Source organism: Flavobacterium sp. RSSB_23, from assembly GCF_051547145.1.
Lineage (GTDB): Bacteria > Bacteroidota > Bacteroidia > Flavobacteriales > Flavobacteriaceae > Flavobacterium.
Genome location: NZ_JBPTTO010000006.1, coordinates 11,691 through 27,851 on the forward strand (window position 1 = coordinate 11,691; position 16,161 = coordinate 27,851).

A 16,161-nucleotide genomic window follows, 5' to 3' on the forward strand; every position below is an offset into this window, starting at 1 on the left:
AACAAATAAACAATTTACTACTATCAGATACTATCGGTTAAGTACCGCATTCATTGGATTAGCATGATCTTCTATAGAATATTCTTCTTCTTTTTCTTGAGCATCAGATTCGAGTTGAGCATCAATCAATTTTTGCAATGCTTCCTCACGAATTTGTTTTTCTTTTAATTCTTGAGCAATTTCTTCTTCTTTTTTGGTGACACTCAAAATGACACCAAGTGCGAAACAAGTCATCCAAATAGAACTACCTCCACTACTAATTAATGGCAATGTTTGACCTGTAACTGGCAATAACTCAACTGCTACTGCCATATTAATCATTGCCTGAAAAATCATTGGAAAACCAAGAGCGATTACAATTAATTTTCCAAATAATGTATTGGCCTTATGAGATGCAATCACAAAACGAAACATCAATAACAAATACAATCCAAGTACAGAAAGACCACCAATCAATCCCCACTCTTCTACTATAATGGCAAAGATAAAATCAGAGGAGGATTGAGGTAGAAAATTTTTCTGAACACTTTTGCCTGGGCCTAAACCATAGAGTCCACCAGAGGCTATAGCTGTTTTTGCTTTTTCAATTTGATAATTATCTTCATCGGCTTTATTAGAAGTGAATCGTTCAATACGACTTTCCCATGTTGAAACCCTACTAAAAAACCTTGAATCAGGAAAAGCTTTTGCAATCAATACAAAAAACAACAACATCACGACACCTGAGCCAATAACAAAGCCAATATACTTCATTGGATATTTGCCAATAAAAACCAACATTAAAACCATTGAAAAAATCAAAGCAGTGGTAGAAAAGTTAGAGGGCAAAATAAAAATTAATGTTATAAAAACAGGCAACCACAATTCGATTAAAGAAGATTTAAAATCTATTGGTGTTTCTCTTTTTTTAGATAAATACCGAGCCACAAAAACAAACAACACAATAGCCGCCATAGTAGAAGGCTGAAATGTAATTTTGATAAAAGGAATCTGTATCCAACGACTTGCATTGGCTCCAGCGATAACCGTTCCTTTGATTAATGCATAAGCCAACATTATCCAAACAACGGGCAAAGCTGCCTTTGAAATTGCTCTGAAATATAAATAGGGAACATTATGAATCCAATAAATAATCAAAAAGCCTATGCCAATATGAGCAAGATGTTTCAACAAATACCCAAGAGTATTCCCTTTACCTAAACCGATATAAGCTAAGTTACTACTAGCACTAAAAACAGGCATAAACGAAAACAAAGCCAATAAGGCCACGAATGACCAAATTACTCTATCTCCTTTTAGCTTGTTTACTAGTTCCTTCATTGCTTACTATTTTAAACTGATTTATATTATTTACAGATTATAAACTGCTTGTTTGAATTGACGCCCACGATCTTCATAGTTTTCGAATAAATCAAAACTTGCGCAAGCTGGTGATAACAAAACAGCATCCCCTTTTTCAGTATAACGTTGTGCCATTCTTACAGCATCGTTCATAGTGTTTACTTCTATTAAATCGTCTACTACATTACCGAATGCCGCAATTATTTTTGAATTATCAATTCCCAAGCAAATAATCGCTTTTACTTTTTCGCGTACCAAAGACATTAATTCATTATAATCATTTCCTTTATCAACACCACCAACTATCCATACAGTTGGAACATTCATACTATCTAATGCAAAATAGGTTGCATTAACATTGGTAGCTTTAGAATCATTTATGTATTGCACATTTTGAATTTTTAGCACTTTTTCTAAACGGTGCTCAACTCCTTGAAAATTCGATAAACTTTCACGGATAGTAGCATTTCGTATTTGCATTAATTTTGCTACAGATGTTGCTGCCATTGCGTTCTTCATATTATGTTTTCCTTCTAATGCAATGTACTCGGTCTCCATTGAAAATTCTTCTTGATTCATTTTAACTTCCATATTGTTGTCTTTTAAAAATGCTCCTATATCTAGTGTTTGAGAAATAGAAAAAGGTATTAATTGTGCTTTTGTTGTATTGTGTTTTAACCATTCTTGAGTTGCTTCGTCATCTGCATCATAAATCAAATAATCTGATGCTGTTTGGTTCATTGTAATCCTAAACTTCGAAGCAATATAATTTTCGTATTTGTATTCATATCGATCCAAATGATCTGGGCTAATATTGGTTAAAATGGCGATATGCGGCTTGTAATTGATGATTCCATCCAATTGAAAACTACTTAACTCTAAAACATACACATCATAATTATGCTCTGCCACTTGCCACGCAAAACTCTTTCCAATATTTCCTCCCAAGGCTACATTCAAACCTGCATTCTTTAACAAATGATAAGTAAGCATAGTAGTAGTAGTTTTTCCATTACTACCTGTAATCCCTATAGTTATTGCATTTGTAAAAGGAGCGGTAAACTCAATTTCTGAAATAACGGATATTCCTTTCTCAACTAATTTCTTCACAATTGGCGCTTTGTCAGGAATACCAGGGCTTTTCATAACCACTGTAGCATTTAGAATTAACGCTTCTGTATGCTGCTCTTCTTCCCAAGGAATTCCATACTTATCAAGAACGTCTTTATAGCTTTGCTTTATTTTTCCAAAATCAGAAACAAATACTTCATAGCCTTGCTTTTGACCTAAAATAGCGGTTCCAACTCCACTTTCGCCTCCACCTAAAACAACTAATCTCATGTTATCTTAATTTTAGTGTTACGATAGATAAAATAGCCAACATAATTGCTACAATCCAAAAACGAGTTACAATTTTGCTCTCGTGATAGCCTTTCTTTTGATAATGGTGATGCAAAGGCGACATTAAAAATATTCGTCTTCCCTCACCAAATCGTTTTTTGGTATACTTAAAATAACTTACTTGTAACACCACCGAAAAGTTTTCTACTAAGAAAATCCCACAAAGAAGCGGAATCAACATTTCTTTTCTTACCGCGATGGCTAAAACCGCAATAATCCCTCCAATAGTTAAACTTCCGGTATCGCCCATAAAAACAGATGCGGGATACGAATTATACCAAAGAAAACCGATTAAAGCTCCAACAAATGAAAAAATGAAAACGGTCATTTCTCCAGAATGCGGGATATACATAATATTGAGATAGTTTGAGAAAATAATATTTCCTGAAACGAATGTGAATATACCGAGGGCAAAAACAGACACTGCCGATGTTCCCGCTGCTAAACCATCAATTCCATCTGTTAAATTGGCACCGTTCGAAACCGCTGTAATAATAAAAATCACAACTGGGATAAAGATTAACCAAGCCCATTTTTCATAGCCTTCACCTGTCCATGCTAACAATTCGGCATAATCAAATTCGTTATTTTTGAAAAAAGGAATAGTAGTAGCAGTAGATTTTTCCTCAATTGGTGCAGGAAGAATAACTGTTTGAGTAGCTGATTTAAAAACATCTATTTTACCAGTATCCGTTCTTACCGTAACTGCTGGACTAAAATAAAGCACTGAACCTACTATTAAGCCCAAACCAACTTGACCAAATACTTTAAAAATCCCTTTTAAACCTTGCTTATCTTTTTTGAAAATTTTGATATAATCATCTACAAAGCCAATAGTTCCCATCCATAGCGTGGTTACAATTAGCAAAACGATATAGATGTTCTGAAGTCTTGCAAACAAAAGTACAGGAACTAAAGTTGCAAAAATAATGATGAGTCCTCCCATAGTAGGTGTACCCGCTTTTTCGTTTTGCCCCGCTAATCCTAGTTCACGCACAGTTTCTCCTACTTGTTGTCTACGCAAAAAACCAATAATTCGTTTACCGTAAATAGTTGAAAGCAACAATGACAACATAAAAGCCAATGCCGATCTAAAAGTGATGTACTGAAAAACCCCTGTTCCTGGGATATCCAAAGTCTTGTTTAAATATTCAAATAAGTAGTACAGCATATTTTTCTATTTTAAAAATTTAAATTCAAATTCTAAAATTCTGCTTAAATAATGGTTTAAGGAATTTATAGATTTGATCTTTGTTATTTTCCTAATTGTTCTAATGTTTCTTTTACTATTTTCATATCATCAAAGTCCTGACGAACTCCTTTGATTTCTTGATAGGTTTCATGTCCTTTTCCAGCAATTAAAATAATATCATTGGGTTGAGCCAACTGACAAGCCGCTTTTATGGCCTGTTTTCTATCTGTAATTACTAAAATCTTTTTAAAATTCTGTGGCGCTACACCAGCCTCCATTTCTTCAATTATGGTTTCTGGTTCTTCATCACGAGGATTATCCGAAGTTAGAATTGCCTTATCGCTTTTATCAGAAGCAATACCTCCCATAATTGGACGCTTAGCTTTATCTCTATTTCCACCGCATCCAACAACCGTAATCAACTGTTCGTTTTGAGTTCGTACATCGTTAATCGTATTCAAAACATTATCTAAAGCATCCGGAGTATGCGCATAATCAACAATAGCAGTTATATTTTGAGCCGAAACAATAAATTGAAATCTACCAGAAACACTTTCTAATTCAGACAACAATCTAAGTACTTCTAGGCTCTCAAGACCTAATTCTATGGCAGTACCGTAAATTGCCAATAAATTATAGGCGTTAAATGTTCCAATCAATTTGACCCAAACTTCATTATCATTAATCTTTAACAACAAACCCGATAATTGATTTTCGAGAATTATTGCTTTGTAATCTGCATAAGATTTGAGTGCATACGTTCGTTTGGTCGCAGCAGTATTTTGCAGCATAACTGCTCCATTTTTATCATCTCCGTTAGACAAAGCAAATGCTGTTTTTGGCAAAAAGTCAAAAAATGACTTTTTCACATCGCGATATTCTGCAAAAGTTGGATGATAATCCAAATGATCATGCGAAAGATTCGTAAAAACTCCGCCAACAAAGTGAAGCCCTTCCGTTCTTTTTTGATGAATTCCATGCGAGCTTACCTCCATAAAACAATAGTCTACACCAGCCTCATTCATTGCAGCCAAATAGTGGTTTATTGTCAAAGAATCTGGAGTGGTATGCGTTGCTTTGAACTCTTCATCATTAACCAAAATTTTAACTGTAGATATCAAGCCAACTTTAAAACCTGCTTTTTTAAATAATTGATACAGTAATGAAGCAATTGTTGTTTTACCATTTGTTCCAGTTATTCCAACCAATTTTAATTTTTGAGAAGGATTGTCATAAAAATTAGCCGCCATAAATGCCAAAGCAGCGTTAGTATCTTTTACTAAAACATAAGTAACATTCTTTTGCAACTCTGAAGGGAACACATCACAAACAATTGTAGTAGCTCCCAAAGCAATTGCTTTATCTATGAAGTTATGCCCGTCTGAAACCGCCCCTCTTATTGCAACAAAAACATCATTAGCTTCTATTTTTCTAGAATCAAAATGCAAATGATTGACAGCATTATCAGTAGACCCGTTTAATGCTTCTATTGCTACTTTATACAGTATGTCTTTTAGTATTCTCATGACAATTCTAATATTATAGTTGCATTTTTATTTATATTCTCACCTGCTTGAAGTGATTGTTTCTTTACTTTTCCAATACCGATTGCTTTCACCTTTAACCCTAAATTCTCAAGTAATGCAACAGCATCCATACCCGCCATTCCTCTTACATTAGGAATCGATTTGATTTTTTTTTGTGCTTTTGCGTAATAAGAATTATAATTACTCTCTTGTTTTTGAATTTTTCGATTCAAATTTTTAATTTCATTGGTCGTTGGCGAGTCAGTAAAAATTTTCTGAGCAATACGCTTAAAAACAGGTCCTGCCACATCAGCTCCATAATAATTATTATTGGTTGTATTGGGTTTATGAACCACAACTATGCAAGAATATTTAGGATGATCTGCAGGAAAGTAACCTACAAAAGAAGAAGCATAATACTTCTCAGCTCCCCCAGCTTTTGCATAATTTACTTGAGCCGTACCTGTCTTTCCTGCCATAGAAAAATCTTTTGAATACAACTTAGAACCGGTACCTCTTTTTACAACATTTTCAAGTATCGCTTTGAGTTTATGTATCGTCTCTTGAGAACAAATTTTAGGATTCAAAACCACTTTGTCGTACTTTTTAATGGTTTTATTCCATTCTTTAATTTCAGAAACAAACAATGGTTTTACCATTTCACCATTATTGGCAACGGCATTGTAATAAGCCAATGTTTGCAAAGGAGTTACAGAAACATTATATCCAAAAGCCATCCAAGGAAGTGTTAATCTTGACCATTTTTTATCGCTTGGCTGAGGAATATAAGGCGCTCCTTCTCCATTAAATCCAATTCCTAATTTTTTATTTAAACCATAGGAATTGATATGATTTACGAATTGCGTTGGATTAGACTTGTAGTTGTTATATACTGCTTGAACCATCACAGTATTTGAAGAAACTTCAAATCCTCTTGCTAAAGAAATTTTACCATAACCTCCCTCATGTGAATCACGCACTGATTTTCCAAAGTATTTTATTTCTCCTCCTTTGCTATCAAAAACAGCACTTGTATCTACTAATTTATCATCTAACAAAGCCATTAAATCAACCAATTTAAATGTTGAACCAGGCTCATGAGATTCTCTAACAGCATAATTCAATCGCTCAGAATACATGCCTGTTTTTTCATTTCTCCCAAGATTAGAAATTGCTTTTACATAGCCTGTTTTTGTTTCCATAACAACTACACAACCATGATCAGCTTGATATTCCTCTAATTGCTTTAACAAAGCATGATGCGCTATATCTTGAATAAATACATCAATAGTCGAAATAACATCATAGCCGTCTTGAGGCTCAACCTGATTTACATCACTAATAGGTTTCCATTGCCCTTTGGCTATTTTTTGTTTTAAAATGCGACCGTCTTTTCCGTTCAGATAGTTACTGTAAGCTCCTTCTACTCCAACAGGATTAATATGACCGTTTACATCTCTTCCAATATAACCAATAGTTCTCTCAGCGATTTTGCCAATTGGATGCTCTCTAACTGTTTCTTGTTCTACAATTATACCGCCTTTGTATGCTCCCAAATTGAACAATGGAAAACTTTTAATTGCCATATACTCCGTGTAACTCAAGTCACGAGCTACCAAAAAATAGCGACTTTTATTCACCCTTGCTCTTCGTAATTCTCTTTCAAAAGTATCCGAAGATTTATTCAAAAGTTTACCCAAAGAATCTGCTAATTGCTTAATGTTTTTTTCAAATACTTCTGTTTTTGGTGCAACAGCATCAAAACGAATCTCATAATTAGGTATCGAAGTCGCTAATAAGCTTCCATCAGCCGAATAAATATTTCCTTTATTGGCAGGTATAACAAAATTCTTAACGGTTCTTTCTTTGGCTAATTTCCTATAATAATCACCTTCAACCCACTGAATATTCGTTAACTTCACTGCAATAGCCACCGCCATTACAAAGAGGAAAAATGCCACTAGATAAATACGATACGATATGTTTTTATCTTCTACTGCCATAATTTTTCGAATATATTCGGGTCTTCTTCTTTTTTAACTTTAATTTTTACTGGAGGCACAGTTGATGGAAAGATTTGTTTAGTTTCCATTTTTTTTGCTACCGTCGACTCCATTTTCAATTTCATCAATTCAGATCTTTTATCTACAAATTCAGACCGAAGCTCTTTTACTTGATTATTCAATTCATTTATTTCAAAAACCTTTTGCTCAAAACGTTGTGTATTGGCAATCATTAAAATCACAAGTACTACCAAAAAAACTATAAAACGCCAATTTTTGATTGCGTCATCATGAATCAAATATTTAGCTTTTAATATGGCATAAACTCCTTGTTTCATAATTCTTTATTTCTTTTCTGCAATACGCAATTTTGCACTTCGTGCTCTATTATTACTTTTTATTTCTTCATCAGAAGGAACAACCAACTTACCTATAGTTTTGAATGGAACAGAAAAGTTTCCAAAAAAATCACGTTCAGGTTCCCCTTCAAACATGCCATTCTTGATAAATCTTTTCACTAATCGATCCTCCAGTGAATGATAAGAGATTACACTTAATCTTCCTTCTGGATTTAAAATCTCTAATGATTGTTCCAAAAACTCTTTTAAAACATCCATTTCTTGATTTACCTCAATACGAATGGCTTGGTATATTTGAGCTAATACTTTATTACGAACTTTCTCGGGTAAGTATTTAGCCAAAATCAACTTCAATTCATCTGTTGTTTTAATAGGATGCTTTTCTCTCGCTTCTATAATGGTTCTGGACAAAGCAGGAGCATTTTTTAATTCTCCATAGTCCCAAAAAACTCTTCTCAAATTCGCGTCATCATATTCATTGACTACTCTATAGGCGCTTAAATCATTTTTTTGACTCATACGCATGTCTAATTCTGCATCAAAACGAGTAGAAAAACCTCTTTCAGCCACATCAAACTGATGAGATGAAACACCCAAATCTGCCAAAATTCCATCAACCCCTTTTACTCCATAAAAACGTAAGAAGCGCTTGATAAATCTGAAATTTTCATTTATTAAAGTAAAACGCTCATCAGGCAAAGCATTTGCCAAAGCATCTTCATCTTGATCAAATGCAAACAATTTTCCATCAGGACCGAGTCTTCTAAGAATTTCGGCTGAGTGCCCTCCACCACCAAATGTCACATCTACATACACTCCGTCTGGTTTGATATTCAAACCATCTACTGTTTCTTTTAACAATACAGGATTATGATATTCCATTGTCGCTATTATTTATATTTCCCATTACTTCCTCTGCTAAATCAGCAAAATCAAGATCCTCTCCACTTATTGATTTTTCATACAAGTCTTTATCCCAGATTTCAACAATTGTTACCGCAGAAGAAAAAACAACATCTTTGGCTATACTTGCAAAACCCACCAAGTCTTTCGGAATCAACATCCTACCTAAGGCATCAATTTCTACCACTTTTACGCCTGCAGTAAATCGACGAATAAAATCATTATTTTTTTTTACAAACCGATTCAATCCATTCACCTTTTGCATCATCACATTCCACTCCTTCATAGGATACAATTCTAGACAAGGTTGGAACACGGAGCGCTTCAAAACGAAACCGTCTTGAAGAGAAGTAGCCAACTGCTTTTTCAAAGGAGAAGGCAACATTACCCTTCCTTTAGCATCTACTTTACACTCATATGTACCAATAATTGCGTCCACAAAATTTGCATTAGATTGTATTAAGCAAAAATATATAAATTTTTACCACAATTTACCACTTTATACCACTTTGTTGATAAGTTTACCCACTCTTAACCAAAAAGCTTTAATTTATAGTCTATCAAACAGTTAGCAAATATTTTTTTTTATTAAGATAAAGTTGATATCTATATTAAAACTCAAAATAATTCTCACAAAAACAATTTTGCTTTTTTATGCCTAATCTTACTTTTTGCAAAATGAAAATCACTCATTTTAAAACGAATAAACCAATGAAAAAGAATAAAATCAGTAAAAAGCAACCCTAACAATTTATTTTAATTTAATAAATCCTATATTTGTCGAAATTGAAACCGAGTCACATATTACATGGAAAAATACTATAAAATAGAAGGTAAGTATAGCTATTATGAAGCTGGAGAAGGAACCCCAATCGTAATTCTTCACGGACTTATGGGAGGATTGAGTAACTTTGATGCTGTAGCAAGTTATTTTTCTGAAAGAGGGTACAAAATTATTATTCCAGACCTACCTATCTATACGCAAAACATTTTAAAGACTAACGTTAAAAGCTTTGCCGTTTATGTGAAAAACTTTATCACTTATAAAGGACTGGATCGTGTTATCCTTTTGGGCAACTCGTTGGGAGGCCATATCGCATTATACCACACAAAAATGTATCCAGAAAAAGTTGCTGGTCTAGTTATTACAGGTAGCTCTGGGCTTTATGAAAGTGCTATGGGCGATAGCTATCCTAAAAGAGGTGACTATGAATACATCAAGAAAAAAGCTGAAGATGTTTTTTATGACCCAAAAATTGCTACACCAGAACTAATCGATGAAGTTTTCGCAACTGTCAACGACCGTATCAAATTAATCAAAACGTTAACGATTGCAAAAAGTGCAATTAGACACAATATGGCTAAAGATTTGCCAAAAATGCATGTACAAACTTGTATTATTTGGGGAAAAAATGATAAAGTAACTCCTCCGGATGTTGCCGAAGAATTTCATAAACTATTGCCGAACTCAAGTTTGTATTGGATTGACAAATGCGGACACGCTGCAATGATGGAACATCCTGACGAATTCAACAGAATATTAGAAGACTGGTTAACTCATACTCACTTAGCCGCACATTAATCAAAACGATTAGAAAATGAAAATCAATACTGCCGAATTTGTTATTAGCAATTCTGATGTAAGCAAGTGTCCCAAGGACTTCTTGCCCGAGTATGCTTTTATTGGTCGTTCTAATGTAGGTAAATCTTCATTGATTAATATGCTGACCAATCATAAGAAATTAGCAAAAACATCTGCAAGGCCAGGAAAAACGCAGTTAATTAATCATTTCTTAATCAACAGCAATTGGTTTTTAGTTGATTTACCTGGTTATGGATACGCCAAAGTTTCAAAAAAAACCAAATCAATTTTTCAAGAGTTTATCACAGACTATTTTGAATCTAGAGAGCAATTAGTATGTGCTTTTGTACTGATTGATATTCGCCACGAAGCACAAACTATAGATATTGAATTCATGTCTTATATGGGAGAAAGCGAAATCCCTTTTTGCATTATTTTTACTAAAGCAGACAAAATCAGTAAGGTAAAAATTGACTCACATATAGCTGCATACAAAAAGAAGATGCTTGCAAACAATTGGGCTGAGATGCCTCATTACTTTGTTACTTCTTCTACAGAGTCTACTGGAAAAGAAGAATTGTTGAACTACATAGACGAGGTTAATCAAGAAGTCTTCAAAAACAACAACTCATTTTAAATACAAAATCCAAATTCCAATTATATTTCTTGGAATTTGGATTTTTTTTTAAGAATAAACTAATCTATTTTTTCAATTCAAGCTTTTCGGCAAAATAATCACAAAAATCCATCATGGTATCTGCCATTTTTTCGTCATTGGTAGCTCTTTTAAATGTCTCAGACATGGCCACTAGGGTTTGATGGAAAAAAATTTTCATTTCATCTACAGGCATATCTTTCGTCCACAAATCAATTCTCATACTTTCTTTGTGATTGCTATCCCAAATTGAAAGCATAATCGCTTTAGCTTCTTCTGCTGTCACGCCACCATCTTCTGCAGACCAAAATAGTTTTTCTGGCACTCTATTTTCATCTAATTCAACTTGAAACTTAATTTCTGAGGTATGTATATTTGACATTATTTCTTTGGTTTATATTTTGACTGTTCAAAAATTTCTTTTGCTTTTTTATTCATTAATTCGTTGATAGTAACATCATTATTCTTCATATACGACCTTACAATTTGCCAACCAATCCAAGCACCTACTTGTCCTGGCGAATCATTATCAATTTCTAAATAAAATTTAGAAAATGGTGCTGGACTCAAAAATCTAGGAATTAATTTAGCATCTACACTATACAACATTTCTTTGTCAATAAAGTAACGCCAAATATATCCCTCGTTTTCTGCACACCAATTTATTTGTTCAGGAGTATATCCTATTCTTGCAGCATCTGTATATTCTGGCAACAACAATTCTTTCAAGTACAGTTCTTTCCCTAAATAAATCATTTGAGACAAGAATGTCTTATCCGTATCTGGAACCATTTTTGTTTGAAGAAAACTTGAAGCAATATCTGGAACGATTTGAGTAGGTTCAAAATTTTGTTTGATGTATTCAGGAAATTGATAAAATTTATGATTTTTACCTAAATATAGTTCTAAAGACACAATTACCAAACTATCCGCGTAAATCGTTTTGGTATTATAATCCATTTCAGAAATCAAAGTAACAACCTTTGGTGTTTTAGTTTTAGGGAAGTAAAACTTAATATGCTTAAATAACGTTTCTATCTCTTGATTAATAGTTGAAAAATCAGCATACTTTTTTTGCACTTCTCCATACAATTCTCTCCATTGAGGATGCTGCATTTTTTCAATCCAAATTGCATCATCCGTTCCTGCAGGAAAAAAATATGGGTATTTTTGTTTTAACTGACTTAAGTCCTCAGGTTTAGTTTCAAAAAAAGCTTTGTCAAATCTATCAACTTTAATTTCAACTGGAATTTCTTCTACAGCTTTTTCAATCTTATTTTTCTTTTCGCATGAAAGCAAAAAGAAGCAAATGGCAAGTGGTAAAAGATAGATTTTCATGAGTTATAAATTATTTGTGCATTCTTTGCTTTAATCCCGTTACTTCCTTCTAGTTTATGGTTCGGAATTATGGCGATTTGATATTTATTATTTAATTTAGCTTTTAAATGTTTTCGGAATAAATTCCCATTTTGAAAAGATTTTGCAAATATACATTCCTGCTTTTTAAAACGTAAACTATTATGATTAAAAAAACGCCCTTATCACCAGAAAAAGTAAACTCTCAAATTATAAAATGGCTCACCGATTATGCCAAAAACGCCAAATCTAATGGGTTTGTGATTGGTATTTCTGGCGGAGTCGACTCAGCTGTAACCTCAACACTTTGTGCACAAACAGGTATGGAAGTACTTTGTATAGAAATGCCTATTCATCAAGCACCTTCTCATGTAAGCCGAGCTCAAGAGCATATCAAACAACTCAAAGAACGTTTCCCTAACGTAAAAAGCGCTGCTTCTGATTTGACTTCTGTTTTTGAAGCATTCAAAAAAGTAGTCCCAGAACATCAAGACGAAGCCAAAATGAACTTATCATTAGCCAACACAAGAGCACGTTTAAGAATGAGTACTTTGTATTATTATGCTGGAATCCATGGACTATTAGTTGCAGGTACAGGAAACAAAGTCGAAGATTTTGGTGTGGGTTTTTATACTAAATATGGTGATGGCGGAGTAGACCTAAGTCCAATTGCAGATTTATTAAAATCAGATGTGTATGCATTAGGAGAATATTTAAAAATTCCAAATTCAATTCTTATTGCGGCACCCACAGATGGTCTTTTTGGAGACGACCGTTCAGACGAGGACCAACTTGGTGCAAGTTATGACGAACTCGAATGGGCCATGTTGCAAGACGAAATTGGGAAAACGATTTCGGACTTTGAGGGTAGAGAAAAGGACGTTTTTGCTACCTACAAACGACTAAATAACGCTAACCAACACAAAATGAACCCAATACCAGTCTGTATTATCGATAAAAATTAAAAAAAATTAACATTCCTGGTATTTATTGTATTTTTTTTACTACATTTATGCTATCATTTTGATAGACAACTCTTAAAAAATAAATACCATGATTAAAGTTTGTTTAGCAGATAACTATCCTGTAACCCATTTTGGAGTTAAATCGTACTTTAAAGACCACGATGAAATCTCTATTGTAGCCAATGTTGGTAATTTTTCGATGGTTCGAGACATCCTCCAAAACAAGGAAATCGATGTATTGGTAATCGACTTAGAACTAGAAGGATTGGCGAGTATTTTTGAAATTAAGGCGATGTTGAAAAACTTCCCTAAAACGAAGATTATTATTTTTAGTAGTCTTTCGGAACAAATTTATGCTCCCAATGCAATTAAAGCAGGAGTTTCTGGCTACGTTCACAAATCCGAGAAACTTGAAACATTAGGTCAATCTATTGTAAAAGTACATCAAGGCAAAATTATTGTGAACGAAAATGTTCGTAAAAACATGGCTTTGATAGCCAAACAAAGTAAAAGCGAACGTTTGTATCGTAAATTATCTAACCGAGAAATTGAAGTCTTGCGCTATTTGAGCGATGGTAAGAAAAACCATGAAATAGCTGATATTCTCTCTCTAAACGAAAAAACAATTAGTACTTACAAATTGCGTTTATTAACCAAATTAAATGTAACCAATTTGGTTGACTTGGTTAACAAAGCTAAAACATTAGAAATCGTATAATTCGAATTTTGATTTACTAATTTTCACAAAAAATAAAAAGGAAGTCTATTTCAGACTTCCTTTTTTATTTATATGTAAGTAGAACGAATTCGACCAATAGCTCCCGTCAAATTGACTTTGAGCTTGTTATAATCATTAATCATTACTTTCAACTCTTCTACATCTGCTTCAGGGTTTGAAGTGAATTCATTCATTAAATCCAAGATTAGTTTATTAATTAGATATTCACGAATGGAAATAATGGTTTCTGAAGTATGCTGACTAACTGTTTCTGTTTTTTGTTTTACAAAAATATTCTGCCCTTCCCAATTATGAAGCACGATTTGTTCTTCTTCCATCAAAATATCCGTAACTTCTTGTGCAAACTCAGGTTTCAAATTTTTTAGATAATTATCTATTCCTTCTGTTTCATTTTGAAGATAATATGAAATCAAATCATTAAAAATAGCCCTGAAATGGGGATGTGCAAGCTCTACCTCATCTTCTTGTAAACTCAAATAAATCCTCTGAAAAACTTTGTACTCCTTTTTTTCAACTACGTGAACAATCTCCCCATCTGAATTAGCTTTCAAAAGTACATCTTCAAAAACTTCATCTTTATTCCCGTAAAGCAATAGAATTTCGATTATTTTTCTTTCTAAACGATATAAAACATCAACTTTCTCTGCTTGAACGGGATTTTCATTCTTAACAATTTCAAATGCTTTTTGCTCTTGCTTTTGTTTTTTACCTACTTCGGTAATGTCTTTTTGAACTAATTGTGCCAAAGTACTCACCAAAACTTGCTCCGAAATATCCATAATCCTAGAACATTCTTGCAAATATATTTCTCGTTGAATGCGGTCTGGAATTTTTGAAATACTCGTCACCATATCCCGAATCAAATCGGCTTTTTTTATTGGGTCGTTCTTAGCTTCGTTCATTAAAAGAGACGCTTTGAACTGAATAAAATCCTTTGCGTTGTTCTCTAAGTAAGCTACTAAATCATCATAAGAAGTCTTTTTGGCAAAACTATCTGGGTCGTCGCCATCAGGAAAAGTACACACTTTTACGTTCATCCCTTCCTCCAAAATCAAATCGATTCCTCGAATGGAAGCACGAAGACCCGCAGCATCACCATCAAAAAGTACAGTAATATTTTTGGTCAATCTATTGATTAATCGGATTTGGTCGGGTGTTAAAGCCGTACCTGATGAAGCCACGACATTTTCGATTCCCGCTTGATGAAATTGAATTACGTCTGTATATCCTTCAACCAAATAACAATTGTTTTGTTTGGCAATGGCTTGTTTGGCTTGGAAAATTCCGTACAAGACTTTACTCTTATGATAAATTTCGCTCTCGGGAGAGTTTAAATATTTGGCCGCTTTTTTATCATTGGTTAAGATTCGCCCACCAAAACCCAAGGTTCTACCCGACATACTTTGAATAGGGAACATCACCCTTCCTTTGAATCTATCAAAAGGACGGTCGTCTTTTGGAATGGTTAAACCCGTACTTTCTAGATATTGTAATTGATATCCTTTCCCAAGTGCTTCTTTCGTTAGAGCGTCCCAAGTTTCTGGAGAATACCCCAAACCGAATTTTTTTATGGTTTCGTTGGTAAAGCCCCTTTCTTTGAAATACGAATAGCCTATCGCCTTCCCTTCTTCGGTGTTTAATAGTGTGAAATGAAAATAATTTTTCGCGAATTCAGACACCAAAAACATACTTTCTCGAACATCAGTATTGGCTTTTTCAGCATCGGTTTGTTCTGTTTCTTCAATTTCGATATTGTATTTTTTGGCCAAATATCGAATGGCTTCTGGATAGGTAAAATGTTCGTGCTCCATCAAAAAAGCTACTGCATTACCACCTTTTCCTGAGCTAAAATCTTTCCAAATTCCTTTGGCTGGTGACACCATAAAGGAAGGAGAACGTTCGTCTGAGAAAGGGCTCAAGCCTTTGAAATTGCTCCCAGCGCGTTTTAATTGCACAAAATCGCCAATAACCTCCTCTACACGAGCGGTTTCGAAAACGGCATCTATGGTTGCTTTTGAAATCAATTTATTAAGGGATAAAGTTGGAAAAGGTCAAAGATACAAAGTTAATTTTGGATAATTAAACTTAGCATTATTACGCCATAGATTCGTCTATAAAGGTTTTAGCCACGAATGCACT

General features: G+C 33.9%; 15 protein-coding genes. 4 read left to right on the forward strand and 11 right to left on the reverse strand.

Features of this window, described 5'->3' with window-relative positions; translation table 11 throughout:
• Positions 1-30: 30 nt before the first annotated feature.
• From ACSVH9_RS10505 to ACSVH9_RS10540, 8 genes are all read right to left on the reverse strand, one after another.
• Positions 31-1,320 carry an FtsW/RodA/SpoVE family cell cycle protein gene (locus tag ACSVH9_RS10505; RefSeq protein ID WP_438063677.1) on the reverse strand — a complete coding sequence of 430 codons (1,290 nt, stop codon included), beginning with the start codon at positions 1,318-1,320 and terminating at the stop codon, positions 31-33.
• Positions 1,321-1,350: 30 nt separating this feature from the next.
• Positions 1,351-2,682 carry a UDP-N-acetylmuramoyl-L-alanine--D-glutamate ligase gene (murD, locus tag ACSVH9_RS10510; RefSeq protein ID WP_438063678.1) on the reverse strand — a complete coding sequence of 444 codons (1,332 nt, stop codon included), beginning with the start codon at positions 2,680-2,682 and terminating at the stop codon, positions 1,351-1,353.
• A gap of 1 nt (position 2,683) precedes the next feature.
• The gene (gene mraY / locus ACSVH9_RS10515) at positions 2,684-3,913 is read right to left on the reverse strand and encodes a phospho-N-acetylmuramoyl-pentapeptide-transferase (RefSeq protein WP_315141639.1); all 1,230 of its coding nucleotides are present in this window, start codon (positions 3,911-3,913) and stop codon (positions 2,684-2,686) included.
• Between the two features lie 83 nt (positions 3,914-3,996).
• Positions 3,997-5,460 (reverse strand): UDP-N-acetylmuramoyl-L-alanyl-D-glutamate--2,6-diaminopimelate ligase, encoded by a 1,464-nt coding sequence (locus ACSVH9_RS10520; protein ID WP_438063679.1) that lies wholly within the window; start codon positions 5,458-5,460, stop codon positions 3,997-3,999.
• Positions 5,457-7,463, reverse strand: a complete 2,007-nt coding sequence (locus tag ACSVH9_RS10525) for a penicillin-binding protein (protein ID WP_438063680.1) — start codon at positions 7,461-7,463, stop codon at positions 5,457-5,459. Before ACSVH9_RS10525 ends, ACSVH9_RS10520 begins: the two co-directional genes overlap by 4 nt.
• Positions 7,454-7,801 carry an FtsL-like putative cell division protein gene (locus tag ACSVH9_RS10530; RefSeq protein WP_438063681.1) on the reverse strand — a complete coding sequence of 116 codons (348 nt, stop codon included), beginning with the start codon at positions 7,799-7,801 and terminating at the stop codon, positions 7,454-7,456. The genes ACSVH9_RS10525 and ACSVH9_RS10530 overlap by 10 nt, the downstream gene beginning before the upstream one ends.
• A gap of 6 nt (positions 7,802-7,807) precedes the next feature.
• Positions 7,808-8,716, reverse strand: a complete 909-nt coding sequence (rsmH, locus tag ACSVH9_RS10535; RefSeq protein WP_201296310.1) for a 16S rRNA (cytosine(1402)-N(4))-methyltransferase RsmH — start codon at positions 8,714-8,716, stop codon at positions 7,808-7,810.
• Positions 8,691-9,164, reverse strand: coding sequence for a division/cell wall cluster transcriptional repressor MraZ (locus tag ACSVH9_RS10540; RefSeq protein ID WP_159690627.1), 474 nt, complete (start codon positions 9,162-9,164; stop codon positions 8,691-8,693). The genes rsmH and ACSVH9_RS10540 overlap by 26 nt, the downstream gene beginning before the upstream one ends.
• A gap of 369 nt (positions 9,165-9,533) precedes the next feature.
• On the opposite strand from ACSVH9_RS10540, the gene ACSVH9_RS10545 reads away from it, so the two are divergent.
• Positions 9,534-10,307 (forward strand): alpha/beta fold hydrolase, encoded by a 774-nt coding sequence (locus ACSVH9_RS10545; protein WP_438063682.1) that lies wholly within the window; start codon positions 9,534-9,536, stop codon positions 10,305-10,307.
• 16 nt (positions 10,308-10,323) lie between these two features.
• The gene (gene yihA / locus ACSVH9_RS10550; RefSeq protein ID WP_159690619.1) at positions 10,324-10,944 is read left to right on the forward strand and encodes a ribosome biogenesis GTP-binding protein YihA/YsxC; all 621 of its coding nucleotides are present in this window, start codon (positions 10,324-10,326) and stop codon (positions 10,942-10,944) included.
• 64 nt (positions 10,945-11,008) lie between these two features.
• Here yihA and gldC read toward each other — a convergent pair whose 3' ends face one another.
• A complete protein-coding gene (gene gldC / locus ACSVH9_RS10555; RefSeq protein WP_159690616.1) occupies positions 11,009-11,344 on the reverse strand; it encodes a gliding motility protein GldC in 336 nt (111 codons plus the stop codon).
• Positions 11,344-12,300, reverse strand: coding sequence for a gliding motility lipoprotein GldB (gene gldB, locus ACSVH9_RS10560; RefSeq protein ID WP_438063683.1), 957 nt, complete (start codon positions 12,298-12,300; stop codon positions 11,344-11,346). The genes gldC and gldB overlap by 1 nt, the downstream gene beginning before the upstream one ends.
• 182 nt (positions 12,301-12,482) lie before the next feature.
• Here gldB and nadE point away from each other — a divergent pair, with 182 nt between their 5' ends.
• Both nadE and ACSVH9_RS10570 read left to right on the forward strand, forming a co-directional pair.
• Positions 12,483-13,283, forward strand: a complete 801-nt coding sequence (gene nadE / locus ACSVH9_RS10565; protein ID WP_438063684.1) for an NAD(+) synthase — start codon at positions 12,483-12,485, stop codon at positions 13,281-13,283.
• Positions 13,284-13,371: 88 nt separating this feature from the next.
• A complete protein-coding gene (locus ACSVH9_RS10570) occupies positions 13,372-14,001 on the forward strand; it encodes a response regulator transcription factor (protein WP_159690608.1) in 630 nt (209 codons plus the stop codon).
• A 68-nt stretch (positions 14,002-14,069) separates the two neighbouring features.
• On the opposite strand, the gene dnaG is transcribed toward ACSVH9_RS10570, so the two are convergent.
• Positions 14,070-16,046 carry a DNA primase gene (dnaG, locus tag ACSVH9_RS10575; RefSeq protein WP_438063685.1) on the reverse strand — a complete coding sequence of 659 codons (1,977 nt, stop codon included), beginning with the start codon at positions 16,044-16,046 and terminating at the stop codon, positions 14,070-14,072.
• Between the last annotated feature and the right edge of the window lie 115 nt (positions 16,047-16,161).

What these genes read in the sequence shown, in the direction of transcription:
- ACSVH9_RS10505 (WP_438063677.1), bottom strand. Translation starts at nt 1,320, where the DNA reads ATGAAGGAACTAGTAAACAAGCTAAAAGGAGATAGAGTAATTTGGTCA.
- murD (WP_438063678.1), bottom strand. Translation starts at nt 2,682, where the DNA reads ATGAGATTAGTTGTTTTAGGTGGAGGCGAAAGTGGAGTTGGAACCGCT.
- mraY (WP_315141639.1), bottom strand. Translation starts at nt 3,913, where the DNA reads ATGCTGTACTACTTATTTGAATATTTAAACAAGACTTTGGATATCCCA.
- ACSVH9_RS10520 (WP_438063679.1), bottom strand. Translation starts at nt 5,460, where the DNA reads ATGAGAATACTAAAAGACATACTGTATAAAGTAGCAATAGAAGCATTA.
- ACSVH9_RS10525 (WP_438063680.1), bottom strand. Translation starts at nt 7,463, where the DNA reads ATGGCAGTAGAAGATAAAAACATATCGTATCGTATTTATCTAGTGGCA.
- ACSVH9_RS10530 (WP_438063681.1), bottom strand. Translation starts at nt 7,801, where the DNA reads ATGAAACAAGGAGTTTATGCCATATTAAAAGCTAAATATTTGATTCAT.
- ACSVH9_RS10545 (WP_438063682.1), top strand. Translation starts at nt 9,534, where the DNA reads ATGGAAAAATACTATAAAATAGAAGGTAAGTATAGCTATTATGAAGCT.
- yihA (WP_159690619.1), top strand. Translation starts at nt 10,324, where the DNA reads ATGAAAATCAATACTGCCGAATTTGTTATTAGCAATTCTGATGTAAGC.
- gldC (WP_159690616.1), bottom strand. Translation starts at nt 11,344, where the DNA reads ATGTCAAATATACATACCTCAGAAATTAAGTTTCAAGTTGAATTAGAT.
- gldB (WP_438063683.1), bottom strand. Translation starts at nt 12,300, where the DNA reads ATGAAAATCTATCTTTTACCACTTGCCATTTGCTTCTTTTTGCTTTCA.
- nadE (WP_438063684.1), top strand. Translation starts at nt 12,483, where the DNA reads ATGATTAAAAAAACGCCCTTATCACCAGAAAAAGTAAACTCTCAAATT.
- ACSVH9_RS10570 (WP_159690608.1), top strand. Translation starts at nt 13,372, where the DNA reads ATGATTAAAGTTTGTTTAGCAGATAACTATCCTGTAACCCATTTTGGA.